Genomic DNA, 25,284 nt, shown 5'->3' with positions numbered 1-25,284 from the left:
TCGACGGCCCTGGTGGCCGTCCTCGTCCTGGCGGGATGCTCGAGCGCCCCGGACATCAGCGCCCAGCGCGAGGATGCCGTGCCCCTCGCCGCGCACGTGCGTGGCTCGCTCGACGACCTCGCCAGCCTGATCAACGTCGACGTCGTGGACGACGCCTCCGTGACCGTGCCCTGCGCTGAGGGCGGCGAGCACTACCGGTGGCTCGCCGTCGGGCGCCTGCCCAACCCCAACCCCGAGGCCGACACGGTCGCCACCGACACGGTCGCCACCGACACGCAGCTCGACGTCGCCGCCCAGGCGGTCCGTGGCGCCGTCGCGCAGAACCCCCTGGGCCCCGACCACCTCGACCAGGCGTGGGAGAGCACCCCGACCGACGAGCCCGTAACCCGTCAGATCGGCTGGTACAGCGACAGCGGCGACGCCCAGGGCAGCCGACTCACGGCCGATTTCATCCCGGTCGACGGGTCGTCGATGCTCGTCCGCCTCGAGGTGGCAACCGCCTGCGGGTGAGCCACCGTGTGGAGGTGAGGTGCCACGTCGGTTCTCGCCGCACCCCGTGACCCAAGTCGTCGCTGGGCCGCCCTGCCTTCTGAGCCGGGCACGGCTTGCCGAACCCGCAAGGCACCTTGCCGTGCTGCGGGAGCGTGCCCGACGCTCGAACCCGGAGGGAGGTGGTGCGTCGTGGCCGAGTCGGAGCAGTCGTGCGTGAAGCGGTACTCGCACCCGACGAGCGTTCCGGACGGGAGGACCGCGTCGACGAGCGACCTCGCCGCGCGCGTCTGGCGGGCTGTCGCATGAGGCGCGACGTCCTACCGCCGGGCGGCGCCAACGACGAGAGGCAAACCCTCGTCGCGTTCCTCGACTACCTGCGCGACGCGGTCGTTCGGAGTGTCGAAGGGGTACCGGAACCCCAACTCAGGACGGCGGGAGTCACCTCGGGCACCAATTTGCTGGGCCTCGTGAAGCACCTCGCAGCGGTCGAGCGGTTCTACTTCCTCGGCGAGCCGATCACCAACCTGCGTCGCACGCTGCGCCCGACGGCACGCGAGAGCGTCGACGGCCTGGTCGCCGGGTACCGGGAGGCGACTCGCGCGGCGAACGCCGTCGTCGCGGAGTGGACCGACCTGTCCTCGCAGGCACCGCGCGTGCCCGGACGCTCAGCCGCGCCGTCGCGGCGGTGGGTGCTGGTCCATATGATCGAGGAGACCGGCCGGCACGCGGGGCACGCCGACATCCTGCGGGAGCAGATCGACGGCGCGACCGGGCGGTGACCGCCGACCCCGGTGCGGGGCTGCGCCGGGTCAGGCCCCGGGTGCGTCCGCGTCCGTGGCCGATCCCACGTCGAGCCCCAGCCCCTCCGCCCCCAGCACCTGCGCCGCGATCGCTTCGATGGCGAACGCACTGGCCTCAGCCAGCCGCACGTCGTCCGGCGACAGCAACCACTGCACCTGGAGCCCGTCCATCACCGCCAGGATGCTCGCGGCAGCCAGCCCCACCGTGCTCGGCGTCGTGACCCCCCGCTCGGTGCAGACGGCCGTGAAGGCCTCGACGATCTCCCCGCGGAGCGTCTGGTAGCGCTCCTCGAAGTAGGCGCGGCCGGGGTGGTCGTCGGTCACGGACTCCGCCGACAGGACGGCGTAGGCCTGGACGATGCCGGGGCGGGCCTCGTTGGCGAAGGCCGTGCGGACCAGGTGGCGGAACAGCTCGAGGCCCTCGGGGATGTGCGCGCCCTCGAGGTCGGCGACGTCCTCGGCGTCGCGGAACCTCAGCACCTCGACGAGCAGCTGATCCTTCGAACCGAAGTGGTGCAGGATACCGGCGTGCGTCATGCCGACCTGGTCGGCGATCTCGGTGAGCGGCCCGTTGTTGAAGCCCTTGGCCCCGAAGGTGGTCATCGCAGCACGCAGGATCTCGGTGCGCTTGACGAGGGTCCCGGCGCGGGCGCGCGGGGCGCGTCGTTCCGCCATCACGTCCTCGCTCTCCCTGGGTGTCCGCACCACGGCTCGGCAGGTAGACGGCGAGCACGGCATGCGCGGTCGAGTCTAGGGCGCTGACACCCCCACCGAGGCGCGCTCGGTCACGCCGTCGGCCCTCTCGGCGCACCACTATTTACAACTTACTGACTGGTCTGTAAGTTGCGTGTCGCTCCCTCATCGCCGAGGGCGGCCAGGGGCTGGCGGGTGCACCGCGTCCCCGCAGATCGAAGGAGAAGCAATGAGGCTACGGACCTCCCTCGTCACCCTGAGCGCCGTCGCGGCGCTCACCCTCGCCGGCTGCGGGTCGGGCGAGACCAGCGCATCCGACCCGGACGCGTCCGCCACACCAGGCGCCGCCCTGACCATCGCCAAGCCCGACGGCGCGATCACCACCGAGTCCCACAACCCCTACCTGGGCGACTCCTCGGCCTCGAAGTACGGCTACGCCAAGGTGATCTTCGAGCCCCTCGCCCTGGTGAACCCCACGGGCGACCTCGCCACCACCCCGTGGCTCGCCGAGTCCGTGGAGTGGAACGACGACTACACCGAGCTCACCGTCGTCCCGCGCAGCGGCGTGACGTGGAGCGACGGCACCGAGTTCACCGGTGAGGACATCGTCTACACCTTCGACCAGTACCTCGACGGCCGGCTCACCGACACCTCAGGCCTGGGCTACGAGGGGGCGACCGTCGACGGCGACGCGATCACCCTGACCTTCGCCGAGTCGAAGTTCACCGCCCAGGCCCGCGTGCTGCACACCCCGATCGTCCCGAAGCACCTCTGGGAGGGCATCGAGGACCCCAACACCGATCCCCTCACCGAGGACGGCCTGGCCGTCGGCACCGGCCCGTACGTGCTCGACTCCTGGTCCACCGAGTCGGTCACCCTCGCCGCGAACCCCGACTACTGGGGCGGGGAGCTGGCCGTGCCCCAGCTGCACTACGTCTCCTACGGCGACAACGCCGCCCTCACCACCGCCCTCGTCTCGGGCGAGGCCGACTGGGCGCAGGCCTTCATCCCGCAGATCGAGGACAGCTACCTCGCCGCCGACGAGGCCAACCACTTCCTCGTCTCGCCCACCGCCGGCGCCGGCACCCTGTTCATGAACCTGCAGACCAAGCCCTTCGACGACGTCGCCCTGCGCCAGGCCCTCGCCTGGACCATCGACCGCGACGCCTACGTCGACATCGCCCGCGAGGGTGCGAGCGAGCCCGTCTGGAACGTGACCGGCCTCAGCAGCGTGCTGGAGGACGAGATCATCCCCGAGTACCAGGGCCAGGACTACGCGGTCGACGTCGACAAGGCCCGCGAGATCCTCACCGACGCCGGCTACACCTGGCAGGGCGACGCCCTGATCGACCCCGACGGCGAGCGCGTCACCTTCTCGATCTCCGTGCCGGCCGGGTGGAGCGACTGGAACACCGAGCAGGCCCTGATCGCCGAGGAGCTCGACGAGGCCCTGGGCATCGAGGTGACCGTCGACCAGCCTGACTGGGGCGGCTGGGACGCCGCCCGCCAGGAGGGCACCTTCCAGGCGATCATCCACTGGCTCGAGGACACCGGGAACTCCTACGGCCTCTACACCTCGACCATGGACCCGCGCTGGATCGTCGACGACCGGGCGCAGTTCAACTTCGGCCGCTTCGAGGACGCCGCGGTCACCGAGGCCCTCAACACCTACGCCACCGCCTCCACCGACGAGGACCGCGCCGCTGCCTCGGCCGTGCTGCAGGAGGCGTTCGTCGAGCAGGTACCCGCCATCCCGCTCGGGGCGCACCCGCTGCTCGGCGAGTTCAACACCCGCAGCTACGTCGGCTGGCCCTCGGAGGAGGACGCCTACGCCTCGGCCGACCCGACGCAGCCGGGGATCGTCCAGGTCCTGGTGAACCTCGAGCCCGTCGAGTGATCCGGCCCGGGGGGGGGGGGGGGGGGGGGGGCGCCCCCCCCCCCCCCCCCCCCCCCCGACGACCCCCAGAGAGCGAGCCCGCACCGATGCGTGATGCGTTGCTGTCCGTCCACGACTTCTCGGTCACCTACGACGTCGACCCGCCCGTCGAGGCGGTCAAGCACGTCACCCTCGAGCTGCGCCGGGGCGAGATCCTCGGCCTCGCCGGGGAGAGCGGCTGCGGCAAGACCACCCTCGCCTACGGCGTCCAACGCCTGCTCAAGGCCCCCGCGGTCATCACCAGCGGCTCGGTGGTGTTCCACGACGCCTCCGGGGAGGACGTCGAGGTCGACCGCCTCGACGCCGAGCAGATGCGCCGGTTCCGCTGGGACAAGGTCTCGATGGTCTTCCAGGGTGCGATGAACGCCCTCAACCCGGTGGCCCCGATCGGTGCGCAGCTCGAGGACGTCTTCGTGGTCCACCGGCCCCAGATGTCCCGCGCCGAGCGACGCGAGGCCGTCGCCGAGCTGCTCGAGATCGTCAAGGTGGGCCGGCAGCGGGCGCGCTCCTTCCCGCACGAGCTCTCCGGCGGGATGCGCCAGCGCGTGATGATCGCGATGGCCCTCGCCCTGCGCCCCCAGCTCATGGTCATGGACGAGCCGACCACCGCCCTGGACGTCCTGGTCCAGCGCGAGATCCTGCGGCAGATCTCCCAGCTGCGCCACGAGTTCGGCTTCACGGTCGTCTTCATCACCCACGACCTGCCCCTGCTGCTCGAGATCAGCGACCGCATCGCGATCATGCGCGAGGGCGAGATCGTCGAGCTCGACACCGCCGAGCGCATCTGGACCAACCCCCAGGACGACTACACCAAGACGTTGCTGTCGTCCTTCCCCCGCCTCACCGGAGAACGAGGAGTGGTCGTGCGATGACGGTCCTGGAGTTCGACCACGTCACCAAGGTGTACTCGGTGCGCGGGGCAGGGCAGATCAAGGCCCTCGACGACGTCAGCTTCACCCTGGAGTCCGGCCGCACCATCGGGCTGGTCGGCCAGTCCGGGAGCGGCAAGTCGACCATCGCGAAGATCCTCACCCAGCTCGAGACGCCCACCAGCGGGCAGGTGCGCCTCGACGGGCAGCCGATCCCACGCCGCGGCGCCGGGCTGCGCGCCTACCGGCAGACCCTGCGCATGGTGTTCCAGGACCCCTTCGCCTCGCTCAACCCGTACCACTCGATCCGGTACCACCTCGAGCGACCCCTGCGCCTGGACGCCGTCGTGCCCCAGGCCGAGCTCGAGGACGAGGTGCGGCGGCTGCTGCACCGGGTGCGCCTCGAGCCCGACGCCGTGATCGACCGCCGCCCGCACGAGCTCTCCGGCGGGCAGCGTCAGCGCGTCGCGATCGCCCGGGCCCTGGCCTCCCGGCCGCGCCTGCTCGTGGCCGACGAGCCGGTGTCGATGCTCGACGTCTCCCTGCGCCTGGGCGTGCTCAACCTGCTCGCCGACCTGGGGCGCGACGAGGGCCTCGGCGTCCTCTACATCACCCACGACCTGGCGACCGCCCGGCACTTCAGCGACGAGATCCTGGTGCTCAACCAGGGCCAGGTCGTCGAGAGAGGCACGGCCGACGACGTGATCCTGCGCCCCCAGCACCCCTACACCCGCGAGCTGCGGGCCGCGTCCCCCGACCCCGAGAAGCACTTCGCCTCGCTGTCCGGCTCGCACGGAGGTGCCCGGTGACCGCCGTCCAGCCCCAGCCCCAGCCTGAGCCCCCCGTGCGGGACGCCCTCGAGGTCGGCACCACGGCCACCACCACCGTCCAGGGCCACTCGCGCGTCCCGTGGCGGTTCCTCGCCGGGCGCGCCGCGTTCTACCTGTTCACCCTGTGGGCCGCGATCACGATCAACTTCTTCCTGCCGCGCATGATGAAGGGCGACGCGGTCGACCAGTACCTGTCCCGCAACCGCAACGTCAGCCCCGAGGCGGCCGAGGCGCTGCGGGCGCTGCTGGGTCTGGACACCGACGCGTCGCTGCTGCAGCAGTACGTGGACTACTGGGGCCTGCTGCTGCGGGGGGACCTGGGCGTCTCGCTGCTGCACGGCCTGCGCCCCGTCACCGAGGTGATCAGCCAGGCGCTGCCGTGGACCGTCGGCCTGGTGGGGTTCGCGACGATCGTCTCCTTCGCGATCGGCACCATCGGCGGGGCGGTCGTCGGCTGGCGCCGCGGCAGCAGGCTCGACGGGCTCATCCCGGTGACCACCTTCCTCAGCACCATCCCGTACTTCTGGCTCGGGCTGCTGGCCATCGCCGTGTTCTCGGTGAACCTCGGGTGGTTCCCCATCGGCAAGGCCTACGGCGTGGGGATGACGCCGGCGCTGTCGGCCGAGTTCATCGGCCAGGTGATCCGCCACGGCACCCTCCCCGCAGCGACGATCGTCATCGCCTCGCTCGGCGGCTGGATGCTGGGCATGCGCAACATGATGCTCACGGTGCTCGACGAGGACTACGTCATGGTCGCGCAGGCCAAGGGCATGCCGAACCGTCGGGTGCTGTGGCGCTACGCCGCCCGCAACGCGGTGCTGCCGCAGATCCAGAGCTTCGCGCTGTCGATCGGGTTCATCGTCGGCGGCACGATCGTCATGGAGATGGTCTTCAGCTACCCCGGCGTCGGGAAGCTGCTGCTGGACGCCACCAACGCCAAGGACTACGCCCTCATGCAGGGCGTGTTCCTGGTCATCACGCTGTCGGTGCTCGTCGCCAACATCCTGGCCGACGTCGCCTACGCCTTCCTCGACCCGCGCACCCGCCAGACGGAGGCCTGACCCATGACCACCGACCTGCGCACCCAGCCCGCAGCAGACCTCCACGCGGCACCGGCACCGCGTCCCACGACGACGGCCCGCTCCCGCCTGGGCTCGGCCTTCGCGATGTTCCGCAACCGCAAGTCCATCACCGGCCTGGTGATCCTCGGGTTCTTCGTCCTCGTCGCGCTCCTGGCCGACGTCATCGCGCCGTTCTCGCCCACCCAGGTCGACAGCACCGCGCGCCTCCAGCCGCCGTCGGGCGCGCACTGGCTCGGCACCACCCACCTCGGGGAGGACGTGCTCAGCCAGGTCATCTACGGCACCCGTGGGGTGATCGTCGTCGGGTTCCTCGCCGCGATCATGGCGACGGTCATCGCCGTCGTCGTCGGGGTGATCGCGGGGTACCTGCGCGGCTGGCGCAGCGAGAGCCTCTCCGCGCTGACCAACGTGTTCCTCGTGATCCCCGGGCTGCCGCTCATCATCATCGTGGCCTCGATGTTCAACAACCCACCGCTGGTGGTGATCGCGGCCGTGCTGGGTCTCACCGGGTGGGCGTGGGGCGCCCGGGTGCTGCGCGCGCAGACCATGTCGCTGCGCAACCGCGACTTCGTCCAGGCCGCCCGCGCCAACGGCGAGCCGCTGCACCGCATCATCGGCAACGAGATGCTGCCCAACCTCATGGCCCTCATCGCGGCGAGCTTCGTCGGGACGGTGACCGCCGCGATCCTCGGCCTGACGACGCTGTCCTACATCGGCGTGATCCCGGTGAACACCTACAACTGGGGGACGATCCTCAACTGGGCCGGCGCGCAGGGGGCGTTCCGGCAGAACCAGTGGTGGTGGTTCCTGCCCCCCGGGCTGTGCATCGCCGCCATCGGCGTGGCGCTGTCGCTGATCAACTTCGGCATCGACGAGTACGTCAACCCGCGCCTGCGGTCCGCCGGGGAACGGGCCCGCGCGATGCGCAAGCGCGGCCTGGACGTCAACGACCCCGTGACCGCCGTCCGTCCCACTGCGGTGCGCCCGGTGACCACCGACCGGGAGAGCATCACCACGACCTCCCCCGCTGCCTCCACCACTGAAGGACCCCGATGACCGTCACCACGACCGCGCCGTACCTGGACCCGACCCTCGGCGTCGCCGAGCGGGTCGAGGACCTGCTGGGGCGGATGACCGTGGCCGAGAAGATCGGCCAGATGCTCCAGCTCGACGCGCGCGACGACCTCGACGACCACGTGCTGCGGCGGCACGTCGGCTCGGTGCTGCACACGTCTCCCGAGCGGGTGCTGCGCGCCCACGACCTCACGGCCCAGACGCGCCTGGGCATCCCGCTGCTCATCGCGGAGGACTGCATCCACGGCCACTCCTTCTTCGAGGGCGCCACGATCTTCCCCACCCAGCTGGGCATGGCCGCGACCTGGGACCCCGCGCTGCTCGAGAAGGTCGCGCGGGCGACCGCCGTCGAGGTCGCCGCGACCGGCATCCACTGGACCTTCTCGCCCGTGCTCTGCATCACCCGGGACCTGCGCTGGGGCCGCGTCAACGAGACCTTCGGCGAAGACCCGCACCTCATCGGCGAGCTGGCCTCGGCCATGGTGCGCGGCTACCAGGGCGACGGGCTCGACGACCCGACGGCGATCCTCGCGAGCGCCAAGCACTTCGCGGGGTACTCCGAGACCCAGGGTGGCCGAGACGCCTCCGAGGCCGACCTGAGCCGTCGCAAGCTGCGGTCCTGGTTCCTCCCGCCCTTCGAGCGCGTCGCCCGTGAGGGGTGCCGCACCTTCATGCTCGGCTACCAGTCGATCGACGGCGTGCCGATCACCGTCAACGACTGGCTGCTCAACGACGTGCTGCGCGGAGAGTGGGGCTACACCGGCACCCTCATCACCGACTGGGACAACGTCGGCCGCATGGTCTGGGAGCAGCGCGTGCAGCCCGACTACGCCCACGCCGCCGCCGCGGCCGTCCGCGCCGGCAACGACATGATCATGACGACGCCGGGCTTCTACGAGGGGGCCCTCGAGGCCGTCGAGGGTGGTCTGCTCGAGGAGGACGCGTTCGACGAGGCGGTGCGGCGCATCCTGACCCTCAAGGTCGAGCTCGGGCTGTTCGAGGACCCGCGCCGGCCCTCCACGGAGCGCATCGACGCGGTGCTCGGCACGCACGGCGACCTGAACCTCGAGGTTGCGCGCCGCTCGGTGGTGCTGCTCGAGAACGACGGCGTGCTGCCGCTCGCGGGCGGGGTCACGGCGGGGGCCGATGGGCGCGGTGTGGCGGAGGCTGGAACCCGGCCCGCCCGGGTCGCCGTCGTCGGGCCGCTCGCCGACGATGCGCAGACCCAGCTGGGGGACTGGGCCGGGAGCTCGGGCCAGGCCGGGTGGATCCCCGACGGCCACCCGCGCTCGATGATCACGACCGTGCTCGACGGTCTCCGCGACCACGTGCCGGCGGACTGGACCGTCACCTACGAGCAGGGCGCCGAGATCCTCACCCTCGAACCTCACCCCGACGGCGAGCGGTTCCCCGACGGGCAGCCGCGCCCGCCCGTGGTGCTCTCCGCCCCGGCCGACGACGCCGCGATCGCCCGGGCCGTCGACGCTGCTCGCGAGGCCGACTACGTGGTCGCCGTCGTGGGTGACCGGATCGAGCTCGTGGGGGAGGGCCGCTCGACGGCCACCCTCGAGCTGCTCGGCGGCCAGGTCGCGCTGCTCGAGGCGCTCGCGGCCACGGGCACGCCCATGATCGTGGTGCTGCTCGCGTCGAAGCCCCTGGTGCTGCCGGCGGCTGCCCTCGAGGCCTCGGCCCTGCTGTGGGTGGCGAACCCCGGGATGGCCGGTGGGCGGGCGATCGCCGAGGTGGTGCTCGGGCTCGTCGAGCCCTCGGGGCGGCTGCCGCTGTCCTTCGCGCGGCACGTCGGTCAGCAGCCCACCTACTACAACCAGGTGCGCGGGCAGCACGGAGACCGCTACGCCGACCTGACCCAGCGTCCGGCCTTCGCGTTCGGGCAGGGGCTCTCGTACACGACCGTGGAGTACCGGGACCTGCAGGTCCTCGAGCCGACCCTGGGGGTGGCTGATGTGCTGCAGGCCGAGGTGACGGTCACCAACACCGGGTCCCGCCCGGCGCGCGAGACCGTGCAGGTCTACGTGAGCGACAGCATCACCTCGGTCAGCTGGGCCGATCAGGAGCTCAAGACGTTCCTGCAGGTCGAGCTCGCGCCCGGGGAGGAGCGTCGGGTGCGGATCGAGCTTCCGGTCAGCGCGTGCACCATCGTCGACGCCGCGGGGGCCCGGGTGGTCGAGCCCGGGGAGTTCGAGCTGCGGGTCGGAGGGTCCTCCCGGGCGGAGGACCAGGTGCGGGCGGGGTTCGTCGTCGTCGGCTGAGGCCGGGGGAGGGTGGGTGGTTCACGGCAACGAGCCGCCGGCGAGTCGCTGACCCCAGCCCCCGCACCCATAGTGGTGATCGAGTCGGGTCCTTCAATCACCCGACCTCTCGACCACCCAGGAGGACCCATGCAGTACCGCATGCTCGGTGCGAGCGGCACCGTCGTCTCCACGCAGACGCTCGGCACGATGACCTTCGGTGCGGAGGCCGACGAGGAGACGTCCGGCCAGATCATGACCCGGTTCGTCGAGGCGGGCGGCACCATCGTCGACACCGCAGACGTGTACAGCGCCGGGGTGTCCGAGGAGATCATCGGCCGCTGGCTGGCCCAGCACCCCACCGACGCCCGCGGGGTGGTCCTGGCCACCAAGGGGCGGTTCCCCATGGGCGAGGGCGCCAACGACGTCGGCCTGTCCCGCCGGCACCTGCGCGAGGCGTTGGACGCGTCGCTGCGCCGGCTCGGGGTCGACCACGTCGACCTCTACCAGATGCACGCGTGGGACGCCCTCACCCCCATCGAGGAGACCCTGCGCTTCCTGGACGACGCCGTCTCGGCCGGGAAGATCTCCGCCTACGGGTTCTCCAACTACCTCGGCTGGCAGGTCACCAAGGCGGTGCACGTCGCCCGGGCGCACGGCTGGGCCCCGCCGGTGACCCTGCAGCCGCAGTACAACCTCCTGGTTCGCGACATCGAGCACGAGGTGGTCCCCGCGGCCCTCGACGCCGGGATGGGTCTGCTGCCGTGGTCCCCGCTGGCCGGCGGGTGGCTGAGCGGCAAGTACCGCCGCGACGTCAGCCCCACCGGCGCCACCCGCCTCGGGGAGAACCCCGAGCGGGGGATGGAGGCGTGGGCGGCGCGCAACGCCGACGAGCGGACGTGGAAGGTGCTCGACGTCGTGCGGGAGATCGCCGACGCTCACGGGGTGTCCATGTCGCAGGTGGCGCTGGCGTGGCTCGGGGAGCAGCCGGCGGTGACCTCGGTCATCCTCGGCGCGCGGACCGTCGAGCAGCTCGACGACAACCTCCGCGCGGCCGACCTTCGCCTCTCCACCGAGGAGATCGAGCGGCTGAGCGAGGTCAGCGCACCCCGCGCCGACGACTACCCCTACGGGCCCGCGGGGGTCCAGCAACGTCACCGGTCGCTGACCGGTGGCCGGTAGGGGCTGACGAAGGCGCTGACTCTCGGCGCCCGCGGGCGGGAACCAGTCCCTCGGGTTCCCGCCCGCGGCCCCTCAGCGCAGCAACCCCCGCCGGTACCCCTCGCCCACCGCGGCCGCCCGGTCGCGGACGCCGAGCTTGTCGTACACGTGCTGCAGGTGGGTCTTGATGCTGGCCTCGCTGATGAACAGCTGCCGGGCCGCCTCGCGGTTGGACGCGCCGTCGGCGACCAGGCGGAGCACCTCGACCTCGCGGTCGCTCAACGCGAGCCCGCCGGGCCTGCGGACCCGACCCATGAGCTGCCGCGCGGCCGAGGGTGCCAGGACCGACTCTCCGCGGTGGGCGGCGCGGACGGCGCGGATGAGGTCTTCGGGGGGCGTGTCCTTGAGCAGGTAACCGGCCGCCCCGGCCTCGATCGCGGGCAGCACGTCGGACTCGCTGTCGAAGGTGGTGAGCACGAGGACCCGGACGGTGGGGGCTGCCCGGCCGAGCTCGACGATCGCCCGCACCCCGTCCATCTCCGGCATCCGCAGGTCCATGAGCACCACGTCGACGCCGAGGCGGACGGCCTCGCTCACCCCCTCCTTGCCGTCGGCGGCCTCGCCGGCCACCTCGACGTCGGGCACGTCGACGAAGGCGCCCCGCAGGCCGTTGCGGACTATGGGGTGGTCGTCGACGATCAGGACGCGGATCACGGCGCCGCCACCGGCACCGCGGGCACCCGGACGCTGATCGCGGTGCCCTCCCCGGGTGCGCTCTCGATCTGCATCGCTCCACCGACGCCCCGCACCCGCTCCGCCATGCCGCGCAAGCCGAACCCCTCGCCCTGGTGCCCGCCGTCGACCGCCATCCCACGCCCGTCGTCCCGCACGTCCAGCAGCACCTCGTCGGTCACGTAGGACAACGCCAGCCCGACCCGCCCGGCCTGGGCATGACGCGAGACGTTGTGCAGCGCCTCCTGCGCGACCCGGAACAGCGCCACCTCGACCGCCGGGCCGAGCGGTACCGGATCGCCCGTCACGTCGAACCGCACCGCGACGCCGTCGTCCCGCGCCCAGCGCCTGACCAGGTCGCCGAGGGCCTCGGGCAGGTGCGCCTCCTCGAGCTGGTGCGGTCGCAGGGCCTGCACCGAGCGGCGGGCCTCGGCCAGGCTCTCGCGGGCCAGGCCCAGGGCGCGGTCCACGTGCTCGCGGGCCCGGTCCGAGGAGTCCCACACCCGCTGGGCGGCCTGCACCTGCGTGATGATGCCGGTCAGCCCTTGCGCCAGGGTGTCGTGGATCTCCCCGGCCATGCGCTGCCGCTCGTCGACCACCCCTGCCTCCCGGGCCTGGGCCAGCAGCTGGGCGTGCAGCCCGGCGTTCTCCGCGAGGGTCGCCTCGAGGCGGGCGATCATCTCCTTGCGCCGGCGGTGCTGCTCGGTGGTGCGCTCCGCCAGCGCGACCCCGAGGCCGATGCTCGCCGTCTGGATGGTGATGACCCCCAGGTACGTGCCGAGGGAGGGCAGCGTCGGCTGCGGCACACCCATGGTGAAGGTGTTGAGGATGACCGAGGTCGCGAGCACCCCGGCGACGCCGAGCTGCCACGGGCGCAGCAGGAAGGCGTGGAAGAAGCCCGTGATGGTGAAGAGCAGGAACACCTGGTCCCGCACCATGAGCGCCACGCACAGCACGAGCAGCCCGAGGACGTAGACCAGCATCGGCACGGTCCGTCGCCGACGCTCTTCCGAGGCTCGCGTGTACGCCACGTAGACCCAGGCGGCCGCGAGCCCGGCCAGGCCGAGGGTGACCGCGCGGTCGGTCCCTGGCTGGCCAGGCTGGGCCACAGCGATCACCGTGGCGATCGGCAGCGTGACCCAGGGCACCACCCTGAGCAGCACGGCCAGGTAGTGCTCCGCGTCGCGACCGACGTCCACGCTCATGCTGCGCGCCCCTCCCGGCTCACTCCCAGCGGAACAGCGTGGCCGCCGCGCCGCCGACGACCACCGCCAGCAGCGCCATTATCCCGACCTGCAGCATCAGCGGTGGGCCCGCCGCCGTCCCGCCTGCGGCCGCCACCCCCGACCACGACTCGAGCAGCGCCTGCACGCCCGGCGGGACGTAGGCGCTGACCCGGACCAGCGCGTCCGGCATGAGGAACTGCGGCAGGAAGACCCCACCGGCGAACATCGCCACCACGTAGGTGAAGGTGGCGAGGCCCGTCGCGAGCCGCAGGCTCGGGGCGACGGCCGCGATGAGGGTGCCCAGGGCGAGCAGCGCGCCGAAGCCGACGACGAAGGAGGCCACGAACTCGAGGGGCCGCTGCGGCAGGGGCACGTCGAGCACCAGCCAGGCCGAGGCGACCACGAGGGCGCCCGCCACGACGGCGGCGCCGAGGGCCACGAGCAGCTGGGCCGCCAGCATCGCGGAGGGGTGGACGGGGGTGGTGGACATGCGGCGCAGGACGCCCCGCTCCCGGTAGGTGGCCACCACGACGGGGATCTGCTGGAGGGCGATGATGCCGAGCCCGAGGGCCAGGGCGGCAGGCGCCCAGGCCTCCACGAAGGGCACGCCACCGAACTCGTCGGCCGGCTCGCGCAACGCCGGGATGGCACCGAGCCCGAGCAGCAGGGCGGCCGGGAACAGCACGCCGAGGAAGACCGAGACCGGGTCCCGCAGGAACAGCCTGACCTCGGCGATCGTGAGTCTTGTCAGAGCGTGCATCAGGGGATCCTCCTGTCGGTGAGGGTGAGGAAGGCGTCGTCGAGGCTGGCCTGCTCGACCCGGAGGTCGTGGGCGACGACGTGGTGCTGGGCCAGCACCGAGGTGACGGCCTGCACGAGGTTCCCCGTGCCGGTCACCACGAGCTGCGCGCCCTGGTGCTGGACCGCGCTCACCTCCGGGAGGTCGGTCAGCAGCCGATCGTCGACGGCCTCCGCCGGCCGGAACCGCAGCCGGTGCTGGGCGCCCACCCGCTCGACCAGCCCCGCGGGGGTGTCGAGCGCCGTCACGCGCCCCCCGTCGATCAGCGCGAGCCGGTCGCACAGGCGCTCGGCCTCGTCCATGACGTGGGTGACCAGCACGACCGTCACGCCCTGGTCCCGCACGTGCTCGACGAGATCCCAGGTCTCCCGCCGGGCCTGGGGGTCCAGCCCCGTGGTGAGCTCGTCGAGCACCGCGACCTCGGGGCTGCCCACGAGGGCCAGGGCGATCGCGAGCCGTTGCTTCTGGCCCCCGGAGAGCGTGCGGTACTGGGCCTTGCGCTTGTCGGTGAGCCCCAGCATCTCGAGCAGCCGCCCGCCGTCGGCCGGCCGACGGTAGAACGAGCGGTACAGGTCCATGGCCTCGCCCACCGTCTGCCGGTCCGGCAGCCTGCTCTCCTGGAGCTGGACGCCGACGCGCTGCCGCAGCTCGTCCCGGTCACGGCGTGGATCGAGGCCGAGGACGCTGACCGTGCCCCGGTCGGGGGCGCGCAGGCCGGTGAGGCACTCGACGGTGGTCGTCTTGCCGGCCCCGTTGGGGCCGAGGATGCCGAAGATCTCGCCGGCCTCGACGGTGAAGGAGACGTCCTCGACCGCCGTCGTCGGGCCGTAGCGCTTGTGCAGGTTCGTGACCTCGATGATGTTCATGCCTCGAGCCTGGGTCCGGCGTGATCGGGGGTGATCCACCGGCCGGGACCGGGGTCGGTTGATCCGCACATCGACCGATCGGTCGATGTCAGCGGGGCCCGGCGAGGACGTCGGCGCGCCCGATCCCGTCGAGCGAGGCGAGGTCGGCGTCGGACAGCGCGAGCCCCGCCCCGGCCACGTTCTCCCGCAGGTGGGCGACCGACCGCGTGCCCGGGATCAGCAGGATGTTGGGCGAGCGGTGCAGCAGCCAGGCCAGCGCGACCGACATGGCTGTGGACCCGAGCCGCTCGGCGACCGCCGTCAGTGCCGCCGACTGCAGCGGGCTGAAGCCGCCCAGCGGGAAGAAGGGCACGTACGCGATGCCAGCCGCTGCGAGCTCGTCGACGAGCTCGTCGTCGTGCCGCACGGCCAGGTTGTACATGTTCTGCACGCACACGATCGGAGCGATCGCGCGGGCCTCGGCCACCTGCTCCCGCGTCACGTTGCTGACGCCCAGGTGCCGCACGAGGCCCTGTCGCTGCAGGTCGACGAGCGTCTCGAGCTCGGTCGCGAGCGAGCCTGGCTGCGGTCCGGTGGCGTCCCCCATCCGCAGGTTGACGACGTCGAGCACGTCCAGGCCGAGGGAGTCGAGGTTCTCGTCGACCGCACGTCGCAGGTCGTCGCGGCTCCGGGCCGGTGGCCACCCGCCGGCGGCGTCGCGCGTGGCGCCGACCTTGGTGACGACGTGCAGCGAGCTCGGGTAGGGGTGCAGGGCCTCGCGGATGAGCTGGTTGGTCACGTGCGGCCCGTAGGCCTCGGCGGTGTCGACGTGGGTGATGCCCAGCTCGACGGCCTCGCGCAGGACTGCCAGGGCCCCGTCGCGATCGGCCGGCGGTCCCATGACGCCGGGGCCGGCGAGCTGCATGGCGCCGTACCCGACCCGGGTGACGGTGAGGTCGCCCAGGGTCCAGGTGCCGCCGGGGAGCGTGGTGGAGAACGTAGTCATGGTGCCGCCTTCGTGTCGGGCTGGTTGCGCCGGGACCGGCGCCGAACCAGGATGAGACGGGCACGCTCCATCGGGAAGTAGGCACCTAGAAGTGCGTAAGGCACCGGGAGGTAGGCGATGACGACGACCGCGGCGCAGCGCCGGTCGCAGGCGAAGGTCGAGTACGACGCGTTCCTCGCGGTGTGCCCGAGCAGACAGCTGCTCGCCCGCATCACCGACAAGTGGGTGACCCTCGTGCTGTGCGCGCTCGGCGGGGCGGGGACGCCCGAGGACGGCGGGCCCCGTCCGTTGCGCTACTCCGAGCTGCAGCGGCACCTCGCGGGGGTGAGTCAGAAGATGCTCACGCAGACCTTGCGCAGCCTCGAGCGCGACGGGCTGGTCACCCGCACGGTCACCCCGACCGTGCCGGTGACCGTGAGCTATGCGCTCACCGACCTCGGGGTATCGCTGCAGCAGGCTGTCCGGCCTCTCAAGGCCTGGGCCGAGGTCCACATGGACGACGTGCTCGCGCACCGGGCGGAGAACGGCGAGGTCGGCTGACGCAGCGGCGGTCCTCGGCGCCCTGGCCACCCGTCGCGCACCGGGGTGTCGACCGACCCGAGGAGGGGCACCGCTGCGCCCGCGCTGACGGCGGTCGGCAGGGCCAGGAGCGTCGTGGTGAGCGTGCCGCACGCCGGCATGCCCCGTGCCAGAGCAGTATGTACGGCGTGTATACCTCGTGTGTATAGTCACTCGTATGACCGTCGCCCCCGCCCTCCTCGGGCTCCTCCAGTCCGGCCCTCGCCACGGGTACGACCTCAAGCGCGCCTTCGACGAGCGCTTCGGCCAGGACAAGCCCCTGGCCTACGGGCAGGTGTACTCGACCCTCGCCCGCCTGCTGAAGAACGGCCTGGTCGAGGTCGAGCACGAGCCCGGCGACGGGCCGGACCGCAAGCGGTACGCGATCACCGAGGCAGGCGTCAGCGACGTCGCCGTGTGGCTCGCCACGCCCGAGAAGCCCGAGCCCTACCTGCAGAGCGCCATGTACACCAAGGTCGTCCTCGCGCTCCTCACCGGCCGTGACGCGGCCGACGTCCTCGACGCCCAGCGCACCGAGCACCTGCGCCTGATGCGCGAGCTCACCCGGCGCAAGAGCGAGGGCGACCTCGCCGACCAGCTCGTGTGCGACCACGCCCTGTTCCACCTCGAGGCCGACCTGCGCTGGCTCGAGCTCACCGCCGCCCGGCTCGACGACCTCGCCACCTCGGTGCGCGGGTAGCCACCCGGCTCGCCCGACGCAACCCGCCACCATTCCGCCTCAGACCAGGGGAACCTCATGACCACCTCACCGCCGGCCGCCTCAGCGTCCACCCACCCCGCGCCCGCCGACCCGGGCACGACCCCCGGCGGCGCCCTGCTCGCCGCCCACGACCTGCACCTCGCCTTCGGCCCGACGACGGCCCTCGCCTCGGCCTCCCTCGAGGTCCACCCCGGTGAGGTGCTCGCGCTCATGGGGCCCTCCGGCTCGGGCAAGTCCACGCTGCTGCACTGCCTGGCCGGCATCCTGCGGCCCGACTCGGGGCGGGTCACCTACGGCGGGCGGGACCTCACCGCGATGTCCGACGTCGAGCGCAGCGCGCTGCGCCGCTCCGAGTTCGGGTTCGTGTTCCAGTTCGGCCAGCTGGTGCCCGAGCTCACCTGCGCCGAGAACGTCGCCCTGCCGCTGCGCCTGGCCGGCGTGGGTCGACGCGACGCCCTCGGCACCGCGCGCGAGTGGCTCACGCGGCTCGAGGTCCCCGACGTCGCGGACAAGCGCCCGGGCCAGACCTCCGGCGGGCAGGGGCAGCGCGTCGCCGTCGCCCGGGCTCTCGTGACCCGCCCGCGGGTGGTCTTCGCCGACGAGCCGACCGGCGCCCTCGACAGCCTCAACGGCGAGCGCGTGATGCAGATGTTCGTCGCCGCCGCTCGGGACACGGGGGCCGCCGTCGTCCTGGTCACGCACGAGGCGCGGGTCGCGGCGTACTCCGACCGCGAGGCCGTCGTCCGTGACGGGCGCGTCCGTGAGCAGGTGCGCGCGTGAGCGCCAGCACGCCCCCGCGCAGCAGCTGGGCCGCAGACCTCGCGCTCGGCGCCCGCATGAGCGTCGGCGGGGGCCGCAGCGGGTGGGCCCGGCTCGCCCTCATCGCGATCGGCGTGGGGGTGGGCGTGGCGATGCTCCTCATCGTCGCGAGCCTGCCGTCGGTGGTCGACGCGCGCACCGAGCGCACCGACGCCCGCTCGATCGGCAGCGGCGTGGTCGAGGAGCAGGGGGACAACACCCTCCTCACCCAGATCGTCCGGTCCGGGTTCCGTGACCTGGGGGTCGAGGGCAGGCTCCTGCAGGCCGAGGGCGTGCGGGTCCCGCTGCCCCCCGGCGTCGACCGGGCCCTCGCCCCGGGCGAGATCGTCCTCTCGCCCGCCCTGCAGAGGTTGATGGACTCGCCCGACGGCGAGGCGATCCGCGGACGGTGGGGGGACACCGTGGTGGGGACCATCGGCCCCGAAGGGCTCGCGGGCCCCGGGGAGCTGACGTTCTACCTCGGCACCGACGACCTCGACGAGGAGACCGCGACCCGCATCAACGCCTTCGGCAACCCGGACGAGCAGGGTGGTGGCCTCGGGCCCGAGCTGCTGCTGCTCGGCCTCGTCGGCCTCGCCGTGATGATCGTGCCGCTCGCGAGCTTCATCGCGACGGCCGTCCGCTTCGGCGGTGAGGCGCGCGACCGCCGTCTGGCCGCGCTGCGGCTGGTGGGGGCCGACGTCGGGACGACCCGGCGCATCGCCGCGGGGGAGACCCTGGTCGGAGCGGCCGCCGGGATCGCCGTGGGCGGGCTGCTGCTGCTCGTCGCCCAGCACGTCCTCCCACCGCTGGTCCCGCCCGCGCTGACCTTCTACCCCGAGGACCTGCGCCCCGCGCCGGTGCTCGCAGCCCTGGTGGTCATCGGCGTGCCCGTCGCCTCGGTGCTCGTCACGCTGTCCGCGATGCGCCGCGTCGTCGTCGAACCGCTCGGTGTGGTGCGCCGCTCGGAGGTCACCCGGCGCCGTCTGTGGTGGCGCATCCTGCTGCCGGTCGCCGGGGCGGCGTTGCTCCATCCCCTGATCGGTGGGATGGACGACGACAGCTCCGGGGACCAGGCCATGGTCACCGCCGGTGTCGTCCTGCTGCTGGTGGGCGTCGCCCTGCTGCTGCCGTGGGCCGTCGACGCCGTCGTGGGCCGTCTCGGCCGCGGCGGGGTGGCGTGGGAGCTCGCTGTGCGGCGCCTGCAGCTGGAGAGCGGGGCCGCCGTTCGTGCGATCACGGCCATCGTCGTGTCCGTCGCAGGACTCATCGCGATCCAGGGCACCTTCGGCGCGATCCAGGCAGAGGCCGAGGGCGACGGTGAGCTGCAAGGGAGCGTCTTCCAGGCGAAGGTCATCGACACCCGCAGCGGGGCGGTCGGCCAGGAATGGGTGGACGGCCTCACCGGGACCCCCGGGGTGCGCGACGTCGTGACCTCGACGTTCACGTTGGCGCACGTCGAGACCGACCCCGACCAGCTGATCGGTGTCGAGGTGGGCCCCTGCTCGGTGCTCACGCACGAGACTGGCATCACCGACTGCGCGGAGGGTGATGTGATCGTCGTCGCCACCGAGGGTGCGGAGCTGCCCACCCCCGGGACGACCTACGTCCTGGGCGAACCAGGGTCGGGCGGGGGCACCTGGGAGCTGCCGGGGGACGCCCGCAGCGCGACCCTCGGAGAGTTCCACCTCTACCTCTCGGGCCTGCCGTCCACGATCTACGTGACCCCGACAGCCCTCGGAGGTGCCGACGTCGCGGAAGGGTACGAGTCGGTCCTGGTCGCGCTCGATCCCGACGTGCCCGACGCCGTCGACCGCCTCCGCACGACCGCGGCGGACGTCGAGATGCTCGCCTACGTGGCCGACGCCGAGCAGGGGAGCCTCACCGGTGTCCTCGGTACCGCGCGGCAGGCACTGCTCGCGGGCACGATCGCGCTCCTGGTCGTCGTCGGCGCGAGCCTGCTGGTCAACGTCGCCGAGCAGCTGCGCGAACGGCGCAGGCCGTTCGCGGTGCTCCTGGCGTTCGGGACGCGTCGGCGCACCCTCGGGCTGTCGGTGCTCTGGCAGGTGGCCATCCCCGTGGCCGTCGGGATCACGCTCGCCATCGTCACCGGGACCGCGCTCTCGGTGGTGCTGCAAGGGGGCCTCTCGGCGCCGATCGGCATCGACTGGTGGGCCATCGGCCTGATCTCGGGCGGGGCGGCCCTCGTCGTCCTGCTCGTCACCGCCGCGAGCCTGCCGCTGCTCGCCGGGCTCACCCGGTCGCAGGGGCTGCAGTCGGAGTGAGCCCGGTCCGGTAGCGGCCCTTCACGTGGAGGCGTTCGTCGTGCGGGCGCGCATCCCCGTGGGCGGTGCCGCGTGACCGCACAAGGACGTCCGGAGGCCCGTGCTCGGCGGCATCGAGGCGACTCGGGCGCTCGCCGGGGCCGGGGTGGCGCAGCCCGTCGTCTACGCCTACCGCCGAGGCCTCGAGACATAGCGGGTCCACGAGCGCGACACGAGCGCCCGCCACGCTCGACCCGCCACCGCTGGCTCATTCGGCGGTGAGTGAGATGTCGTCGACCTGGAGGACGGCGTCGCCGCCCTCGGCCTCGTAGCCGACGAGCAGGGTGAGCTCGGAGACCCCTGCCGGCACGGTCACCGTCACGGCGCGCTCGGCGTAGTCGGCAGAGCCCGCGAAGGTCTCGATCTGCTCGCCGCCCTCCCACCGTGCCCCGACGCGCACCGTGCTCACCGCAGGGGAGGTGCGGGACCACGAGGAGATCGTCACCGTCGACCCGGGAGTGACTGCGACGCGCTGGGTGATCGCCTGGGCCCCGATCGGGTCGAAGGTGCGGACCCAGGCGTTCTTCTCGCCGGTGCGGGCGAACGCGCCGCCGTCGTCGAGCCCGCGCGGGGAGTCACCCTCGAAGTCCCACGGTGAGACCTCGAGGCTCCATGTCTCCTCGAAGCCGCCGTCGACCACCTGGAGGTCGTAGTGGGCGGACATCTCAGCCATCGACGAGAAGGTGCGGTCCCCGCCGGGCGTGCCGATGACGCGCACCCCGTCCGCGACCACCGGGGGGAAGCTCACGGTGTACGTCTGGAAAGAGCCGCCTGCCTTGCCGTTGACGAAGCGCGGGCTGATCTTCTGCCCCGCGACCTCCGTCCACGTGCCGTCCCGGCGCACCTGCACACGGGGCTCGTTGAGGAACCAGCCACCCAGGTCGCCGACCTCACCGGTCGTGTACTGGACCCGGTTGAGGTTCATGTCCTGCGGCCAGGTGTACCCCCACCACGAGTCACGCTTGAGCTCCTCGTCGGAGTCGTCGAGGCTGACGTCGGTCGCGCCGTCGTTGAGGGCATCGAGGCTGCCCTGGTTGACGGACTTCGAGATCGCGACCGCCCCGTGGCCCATCGCGAGGTTCTCGTCCCCGAGGGCGTTGGCCGCGGGGGTGTCGGTGGACGGGGCGAGGGTCAGCTGACGCACGGCGTAGTTGTAGACCGAGACCCCACCGGTGGGTGCGCAGGGGCACACGTTGGCCTGGAGCATCATCGTACGGCCGTCCTCGGAGAGGAACTTCGACGGCAGGGTCGCGCCGTAGCCTGCGTACTGCTCGCCCGTCCACGGGTAGGCACCGAAGTCGTGGTCCGACAGCCGCGTCCACGGCCCCCAGGGGGTGGGGGAGTCGTACAGGTGCAGGGTGAACTCGGTCCAGGACGAGTACAGGTATCGGTCGAGCGGTTCGTTGTAGAGCACGTGCCCCTGGGACAGGGTGGTCATGTCGTGCGCCATCCACGGCTCGAACACGTCGGGGTAGACCCGTCGCTCGTCGTGCAGGACCGGCTCGCGGTCACCGACCTTCTTGGACCACTTGGGCTTGCCCTTGGTGCCCGCGGTCCCGGCGTAGAAGCGCCACCTGGAGCGGTCGCCGACCTTGTCCTGCGGCACGCGGGCGAGGTAGACGCTCGTCGGGTCCTCGACCCGCCCGGAGAACGAGTCGCGCCAGTTCTGGTCGATCCCGTAGACGTAGACGTAGCCGTCCTCGGACCACTCACCGCCCTGGCCGTGGTCGGCGAACCACATCGTCGTGAACACGCCGTCGTCGAACATCGGGCCCGAGGTGTCCCAGGTCCACGTCTCCCCGCCATCCGTCGAGGTCGCGATCGTCGCGGCCGGTGCGGCGTCGAAGTTCCAGGCGAGGTCCTGCACGGCGAGGTGGATCGTGTCCTCGACGCACACCATGCCGGTGGGCTTGCGGGTGTGGCCCGGGCCGCTCCAGACCTGGCCGACCTCGTCGCCCACCGCGAGGTTGACGCCCTGGATGTCGTCGGCCGGGCCGCTCAGCCGCGCGACGCCGATGTCGGTGAACGGGCCCGCGAGGTCGAACCCCTTCCCGTCGCCCCAGGCGCTGTAGAGGTTTCCGTCGTCGGCCCAGCACGAGGGCCAGAGGTCGCCGTCGCTCGCCGAGGTGTGGCGAACGTCCGGGTCCATCTCGACCGTTCCGCCCCAGGTGCTCGGGGCCGGGTGCCCCTCCGGTGTGCCCGCGCCCTGGGGAGCGCCGGGGGCGGCCCCGCCCAGGGTCGTGCCGAGCGCGAGCACCAGGCCGGCGATCGTGGATCCTCGCACTGCTCTCATGACTGCGGACATCGTTGTCTCCCGTCGTGAAATCGATTGCTGGGACGCTAGGCTGTCCGGACCAACCAGGTCAAGAGCCTCGGGTCGACCACTGCTGAGCGCTGTGGCGCCGGGCCGTCACGCCGCCGACGTCGACGCACGGGCCGCGGCTCGGGGGCGGCACGGCGGGGGCTACGCTGCCCGCACGGAGCGCGTCGCAGCAGCTCGCGGCGCAACGTACGGGAGAGATTCGATGGTGACCATCTACGACGTGGCGTCCCGCGCGGGCGTCTCCGCCGCCACCGTCTCGCGCGTGCTCAACGGCAAGAAGGTCCGCGAGCCCTACGGCGAGCTCGTCCGCGCCGCGGCTGAGGAGCTCGGCTACCAGCCGAGCCGTACCGCGCGCTCCCTGCGCCTGCAGCACGCCGACGTGATCGCCCTGATCATCCCCGACATCGAGAACCCGTTCTTCACCTCCCTCGCGCGCGGGGTCCAGGACCGAGCGCGCGAGGACGGCTACGCCGTGGTGCTGTGCAACACCGACGACGACCCGGTGCGCGAGCGCGAGTACTTCGACCTCGCGGTCGCGGAGCACATGGCCGGCGCCCTGCTCGCGCCGGCCTCCTCGACGAGCGACGTCAGCCCGCTGCTCAAGGCCGGACGCGCCGTCGTCGCGATCGACCGTCACGTCGACCAGGACCTCGACACCGTCATCATGGACAACCACCGGGCCGCGCTCGACGCGACCACGGTGCTCGTCGAACGCGGGTTCCGGCGCATCGCCTGCATCACCGGCCCCGAGGACGTCGAGACCGCGAGCCAGCGCGCCGACGGCTGGCGCGCAGCAACCCTGACTGCGGGGCGCGACCCCGCCGGGCTGCTCGAGCACGGGGACTTCCGGATGGACTCGGGCCGCGAGGCGATGCGGGCACAGCTTGACGGCGCCGACCCGCCCGACGCGGTCGTCGTCGGCAACAGCCTCATGGCCGTCGGTGCCCTCCAGGCCATGGCCAGCCGGGGCATGACGCCCCCGGACTTCGGGATGGCGGTCTTCGGCGACCTCGCCTTCGCGCCTATCGTGCCGGCGGGGATCGTCATCATCGAGACGCCGGCGCGCGAGCTCGGCTCGGCCGCGGCCTCGCTCCTCCTGGCCCGCATCAAGGGTGCCGAGGGTGCGTCCCGCACGGTCGTCGTGGAGACCAAGATTCGCGCCTGAGGCGCCCGGCCAGACCCTCGAGCGCAGCCCGACGGCTTCGGCCGGTTGTCACTGAAATCGATTACTGTATTCTCGTCGTCTCATGGCGATCGAGGAGGATCGATGGCGGAAGCTGCCTGGATGGGCGTGGACGTGGGGACGTCCAGCACCAAGGGTGTGGTCGTCGACGCCGAGGGCCGTGTGCTGCGGGCCGCCCAGCGTGAGCACGACGTGGACCGGCCCCGACCGGGCCACGTCGAGATGGACCCCGACGTCTGGTGGAGCGAGTTCCAGGCCATCGCGGCCGAGCTCACCGCACCGCGGGACGTGAGCATCGAGGCGGTCGGGGTGAGCGGCATGGGGCCGTGCGTGCTCCTCGCCGACGAGGACGACGTGCCGGTGCGGCCGGCGGTCCTCTACGGGGTCGACACGCGCGCCACGGACCAGATCGCCCGCCTCGAGGAGGCCCTCGGCGGCGACCAGGTCCACGAGCGCTGCGGCTCGCAGCTGTCGAGCCAGGCCGCCGGTCCGAAGATCCTGTGGGTCCGGGAGGCCGAGCCCGAGAGCTACCGCCGCGCGCGACGCCTCTTCATGCCGGCCTCCTGGCTCGTCCGCAGGCTCACCGGGGCGTACGTCCTGGACCGGCACTCCGCGAGCCAGTGCACCCCGATGTACGACGCCGCGGCCGGGGAGTGGTACCGGCCCTGGGCGGAACGGGTCGCCCCTGGCCTCGAGCTCCCGCCGCTCGCGTGGGCCGGGGAGGTCGCGGGGACCACCCACGAGGCGGTGGCCGGCATCCACGCAGGGACGCCGGTAGTGACCGGGACGATCGATGCGTGGGCCGAGGCGATCAGCGTGGACGCCCACAACCCCGGCGACCTCATGCTCATGTACGGGACCACCATGTTCCTCGTCCACACGGTCCTCGAGCCCCTCAGGAGCCCGTCGCTGTGGACCACGGCCGGCGCGCTCCCCGGGACGCAGAGCCTGGCCGGGGGCATGGCCACCTCCGGGGCGATCGCGGCGTGGCTGCGGCACCTGACCGGTGGTGCGGACCACGGGACGCTGGTCGCCGAGGCCGCGCAGTCTGGGCTCGGGGCGCGCGGTCTGCTCATGCTGCCGTACTTCGCCGGGGAGCGGACACCGGTGATGGACCCCCACGCGCGCGGCCTCCTGGCGGGGCTGACCCTCGACCACACGCGAGGCGACCTCTACCGCGCGGCCCTCGAGGCGACGGCCTTCGGGGTGCGCCACAACGTCGAGACCATCCGCGCTGCGGGCGGCCAGGTCGAGCGGGTCGTCGCCGTCGGTGGCGGGACCCGGGGCGGGCTGTGGACGCAGATCGTCTCGGACGTCACCGGGCTGCCCCAGGTGGTGCCGCGGACCACGACCGGCGCCGCCTACGGCATGGCCCACCTCGCCGCGCGGAGCCAGGGGGTCGGTGACATCGCCGCGTGGAACCCCCCGGCCGAGGTGCGCGCACCCGACCTCTCAGCCGCCGCTCGGTACGACGAGCTCTACCAGATGTACCGGGACCTGTACCCGGCCACCCGAGACATCAGCCACCGCCTGGCGCGGCTCCAGCTGACGGCCCCCTGATCCGACCGCGAGACCGAAGGACG

General features: G+C 72.5%; 22 protein-coding genes. 15 read left to right on the top strand and 7 right to left on the bottom strand.

Annotated features, from left to right (window positions below):
• Nucleotides 1-12 precede the first annotated feature (12 nt).
• Both J4G33_RS10100 and J4G33_RS10095 read left to right on the top strand, forming a co-directional pair.
• A complete protein-coding gene (locus J4G33_RS10100; RefSeq protein WP_208055839.1) occupies nt 13-510 on the top strand; it encodes a hypothetical protein in 498 nt (165 codons plus the stop codon).
• A gap of 284 nt (nt 511-794) precedes the next feature.
• Nucleotides 795-1,271: a DinB family protein gene (locus J4G33_RS10095; protein WP_208055838.1), complete on the top strand. Its 477-nt coding sequence runs from the start codon at nt 795-797 to the stop codon at nt 1,269-1,271.
• A gap of 30 nt (nt 1,272-1,301) precedes the next feature.
• Here J4G33_RS10095 and J4G33_RS10090 read toward each other — a convergent pair whose 3' ends face one another.
• Nucleotides 1,302-1,967, bottom strand: coding sequence for a TetR/AcrR family transcriptional regulator (locus J4G33_RS10090; RefSeq protein ID WP_208055837.1), 666 nt, complete (start codon nt 1,965-1,967; stop codon nt 1,302-1,304).
• A gap of 247 nt (nt 1,968-2,214) precedes the next feature.
• Here J4G33_RS10090 and J4G33_RS10085 point away from each other — a divergent pair, with 247 nt between their 5' ends.
• The 7 genes from J4G33_RS10085 (at nt 2,215) to J4G33_RS10055 (ending at nt 11,207) form a co-directional block, all read left to right on the top strand.
• Nucleotides 2,215-3,882, top strand: coding sequence for an ABC transporter substrate-binding protein (locus J4G33_RS10085; RefSeq protein WP_208055836.1), 1,668 nt, complete (start codon nt 2,215-2,217; stop codon nt 3,880-3,882).
• Nucleotides 3,883-3,968: 86 nt separating this feature from the next.
• Nucleotides 3,969-4,793, top strand: a complete 825-nt coding sequence (locus J4G33_RS10080; protein ID WP_208055835.1) for an ABC transporter ATP-binding protein — start codon at nt 3,969-3,971, stop codon at nt 4,791-4,793.
• Nucleotides 4,790-5,599 (top strand): ABC transporter ATP-binding protein, encoded by an 810-nt coding sequence (locus J4G33_RS10075; protein WP_208055834.1) that lies wholly within the window; start codon nt 4,790-4,792, stop codon nt 5,597-5,599. Before J4G33_RS10080 ends, J4G33_RS10075 begins: the two co-directional genes overlap by 4 nt.
• Nucleotides 5,596-6,681, top strand: coding sequence for an ABC transporter permease (locus J4G33_RS10070; RefSeq protein ID WP_208055833.1), 1,086 nt, complete (start codon nt 5,596-5,598; stop codon nt 6,679-6,681). The genes J4G33_RS10075 and J4G33_RS10070 overlap by 4 nt, the downstream gene beginning before the upstream one ends.
• A gap of 3 nt (nt 6,682-6,684) precedes the next feature.
• Nucleotides 6,685-7,758: an ABC transporter permease gene (locus J4G33_RS10065; RefSeq protein WP_208055832.1), complete on the top strand. Its 1,074-nt coding sequence runs from the start codon at nt 6,685-6,687 to the stop codon at nt 7,756-7,758.
• Nucleotides 7,755-10,046 (top strand): exo-beta-d-1,3/1,6-glucosidase, encoded by a 2,292-nt coding sequence (locus J4G33_RS10060; protein WP_208055831.1) that lies wholly within the window; start codon nt 7,755-7,757, stop codon nt 10,044-10,046. Before J4G33_RS10065 ends, J4G33_RS10060 begins: the two co-directional genes overlap by 4 nt.
• 129 nt (nt 10,047-10,175) lie before the next feature.
• Nucleotides 10,176-11,207, top strand: coding sequence for an aldo/keto reductase (locus tag J4G33_RS10055; RefSeq protein ID WP_208055830.1), 1,032 nt, complete (start codon nt 10,176-10,178; stop codon nt 11,205-11,207).
• A gap of 72 nt (nt 11,208-11,279) precedes the next feature.
• Here the strand turns inward: J4G33_RS10055 and J4G33_RS10050 are convergent, their stop codons facing one another.
• The 5 genes from J4G33_RS10050 to J4G33_RS10030 form a co-directional block, all read right to left on the bottom strand.
• Nucleotides 11,280-11,900: a response regulator gene (locus tag J4G33_RS10050; RefSeq protein ID WP_208055829.1), complete on the bottom strand. Its 621-nt coding sequence runs from the start codon at nt 11,898-11,900 to the stop codon at nt 11,280-11,282.
• Nucleotides 11,897-13,123, bottom strand: coding sequence for a sensor histidine kinase (locus J4G33_RS10045; protein WP_208055828.1), 1,227 nt, complete (start codon nt 13,121-13,123; stop codon nt 11,897-11,899). Before J4G33_RS10045 ends, J4G33_RS10050 begins: the two co-directional genes overlap by 4 nt.
• A gap of 19 nt (nt 13,124-13,142) precedes the next feature.
• The gene (locus J4G33_RS10040; RefSeq protein ID WP_208055827.1) at nt 13,143-13,904 is read right to left on the bottom strand and encodes an ABC transporter permease; all 762 of its coding nucleotides are present in this window, start codon (nt 13,902-13,904) and stop codon (nt 13,143-13,145) included.
• Nucleotides 13,904-14,809 (bottom strand): ABC transporter ATP-binding protein, encoded by a 906-nt coding sequence (locus J4G33_RS10035; RefSeq protein ID WP_208055826.1) that lies wholly within the window; start codon nt 14,807-14,809, stop codon nt 13,904-13,906. The genes J4G33_RS10040 and J4G33_RS10035 overlap by 1 nt, the downstream gene beginning before the upstream one ends.
• A gap of 88 nt (nt 14,810-14,897) precedes the next feature.
• Nucleotides 14,898-15,794: an aldo/keto reductase family oxidoreductase gene (locus J4G33_RS10030; protein ID WP_208055825.1), complete on the bottom strand. Its 897-nt coding sequence runs from the start codon at nt 15,792-15,794 to the stop codon at nt 14,898-14,900.
• 117 nt (nt 15,795-15,911) lie between these two features.
• Between J4G33_RS10030 and J4G33_RS10025 the strand changes: the two genes are divergently transcribed.
• The 4 genes from J4G33_RS10025 (at nt 15,912) to J4G33_RS10010 (ending at nt 20,156) form a co-directional block, all read left to right on the top strand.
• A complete protein-coding gene (locus J4G33_RS10025; RefSeq protein ID WP_208055824.1) occupies nt 15,912-16,334 on the top strand; it encodes a winged helix-turn-helix transcriptional regulator in 423 nt (140 codons plus the stop codon).
• 196 nt (nt 16,335-16,530) lie between these two features.
• Nucleotides 16,531-17,052: a PadR family transcriptional regulator gene (locus tag J4G33_RS10020; RefSeq protein ID WP_208055823.1), complete on the top strand. Its 522-nt coding sequence runs from the start codon at nt 16,531-16,533 to the stop codon at nt 17,050-17,052.
• 57 nt (nt 17,053-17,109) lie between these two features.
• The gene (locus J4G33_RS10015) at nt 17,110-17,853 is read left to right on the top strand and encodes an ABC transporter ATP-binding protein (protein WP_208055822.1); all 744 of its coding nucleotides are present in this window, start codon (nt 17,110-17,112) and stop codon (nt 17,851-17,853) included.
• Nucleotides 17,850-20,156 carry an ABC transporter permease gene (locus tag J4G33_RS10010; RefSeq protein WP_208055821.1) on the top strand — a complete coding sequence of 769 codons (2,307 nt, stop codon included), beginning with the start codon at nt 17,850-17,852 and terminating at the stop codon, nt 20,154-20,156. Before J4G33_RS10015 ends, J4G33_RS10010 begins: the two co-directional genes overlap by 4 nt.
• Nucleotides 20,157-20,403: 247 nt before the next feature.
• Here J4G33_RS10010 and J4G33_RS10005 read toward each other — a convergent pair whose 3' ends face one another.
• Nucleotides 20,404-22,488 (bottom strand): glycoside hydrolase family 183 protein, encoded by a 2,085-nt coding sequence (locus tag J4G33_RS10005; protein WP_208055820.1) that lies wholly within the window; start codon nt 22,486-22,488, stop codon nt 20,404-20,406.
• Between the two features lie 232 nt (nt 22,489-22,720).
• On the opposite strand from J4G33_RS10005, the gene J4G33_RS10000 reads away from it, so the two are divergent.
• The gene (locus tag J4G33_RS10000; RefSeq protein WP_208055819.1) at nt 22,721-23,683 is read left to right on the top strand and encodes a LacI family DNA-binding transcriptional regulator; all 963 of its coding nucleotides are present in this window, start codon (nt 22,721-22,723) and stop codon (nt 23,681-23,683) included.
• Between the two features lie 102 nt (nt 23,684-23,785).
• Nucleotides 23,786-25,261, top strand: coding sequence for an FGGY-family carbohydrate kinase (locus J4G33_RS09995; RefSeq protein WP_208055818.1), 1,476 nt, complete (start codon nt 23,786-23,788; stop codon nt 25,259-25,261).
• Nucleotides 25,262-25,284 lie beyond the last annotated feature (23 nt).

The organism is Actinotalea soli, from assembly GCF_017565425.1.
Lineage (GTDB): Bacteria > Actinomycetota > Actinomycetes > Actinomycetales > Cellulomonadaceae > Actinotalea > Actinotalea soli.
The sequence above is the reverse complement of the archived record's forward strand: the minus strand, read 5'-3'. Positions and strand labels throughout refer to the sequence as shown.

Coding starts and splice junctions, on each gene's coding strand:
- J4G33_RS10095 (WP_208055838.1), top strand. CDS start 795: ATGAGGCGCGACGTCCTACCGCCGGGCGGCGCCAACGACGAGAGGCAA.
- J4G33_RS10090 (WP_208055837.1), bottom strand. CDS start 1,967: ATGGCGGAACGACGCGCCCCGCGCGCCCGCGCCGGGACCCTCGTCAAG.
- J4G33_RS10085 (WP_208055836.1), top strand. CDS start 2,215: ATGAGGCTACGGACCTCCCTCGTCACCCTGAGCGCCGTCGCGGCGCTC.
- J4G33_RS10080 (WP_208055835.1), top strand. CDS start 3,969: ATGCGTGATGCGTTGCTGTCCGTCCACGACTTCTCGGTCACCTACGAC.
- J4G33_RS10075 (WP_208055834.1), top strand. CDS start 4,790: ATGACGGTCCTGGAGTTCGACCACGTCACCAAGGTGTACTCGGTGCGC.
- J4G33_RS10065 (WP_208055832.1), top strand. CDS start 6,685: ATGACCACCGACCTGCGCACCCAGCCCGCAGCAGACCTCCACGCGGCA.
- J4G33_RS10060 (WP_208055831.1), top strand. CDS start 7,755: ATGACCGTCACCACGACCGCGCCGTACCTGGACCCGACCCTCGGCGTC.
- J4G33_RS10055 (WP_208055830.1), top strand. CDS start 10,176: ATGCAGTACCGCATGCTCGGTGCGAGCGGCACCGTCGTCTCCACGCAG.
- J4G33_RS10045 (WP_208055828.1), bottom strand. CDS start 13,123: ATGAGCGTGGACGTCGGTCGCGACGCGGAGCACTACCTGGCCGTGCTG.
- J4G33_RS10040 (WP_208055827.1), bottom strand. CDS start 13,904: ATGCACGCTCTGACAAGACTCACGATCGCCGAGGTCAGGCTGTTCCTG.
- J4G33_RS10035 (WP_208055826.1), bottom strand. CDS start 14,809: ATGAACATCATCGAGGTCACGAACCTGCACAAGCGCTACGGCCCGACG.
- J4G33_RS10030 (WP_208055825.1), bottom strand. CDS start 15,794: ATGACTACGTTCTCCACCACGCTCCCCGGCGGCACCTGGACCCTGGGC.
- J4G33_RS10025 (WP_208055824.1), top strand. CDS start 15,912: ATGACGACGACCGCGGCGCAGCGCCGGTCGCAGGCGAAGGTCGAGTAC.
- J4G33_RS10020 (WP_208055823.1), top strand. CDS start 16,531: ATGACCGTCGCCCCCGCCCTCCTCGGGCTCCTCCAGTCCGGCCCTCGC.
- J4G33_RS10015 (WP_208055822.1), top strand. CDS start 17,110: ATGACCACCTCACCGCCGGCCGCCTCAGCGTCCACCCACCCCGCGCCC.
- J4G33_RS10005 (WP_208055820.1), bottom strand. CDS start 22,488: ATGAGAGCAGTGCGAGGATCCACGATCGCCGGCCTGGTGCTCGCGCTC.
- J4G33_RS10000 (WP_208055819.1), top strand. CDS start 22,721: ATGGTGACCATCTACGACGTGGCGTCCCGCGCGGGCGTCTCCGCCGCC.
- J4G33_RS09995 (WP_208055818.1), top strand. CDS start 23,786: ATGGCGGAAGCTGCCTGGATGGGCGTGGACGTGGGGACGTCCAGCACC.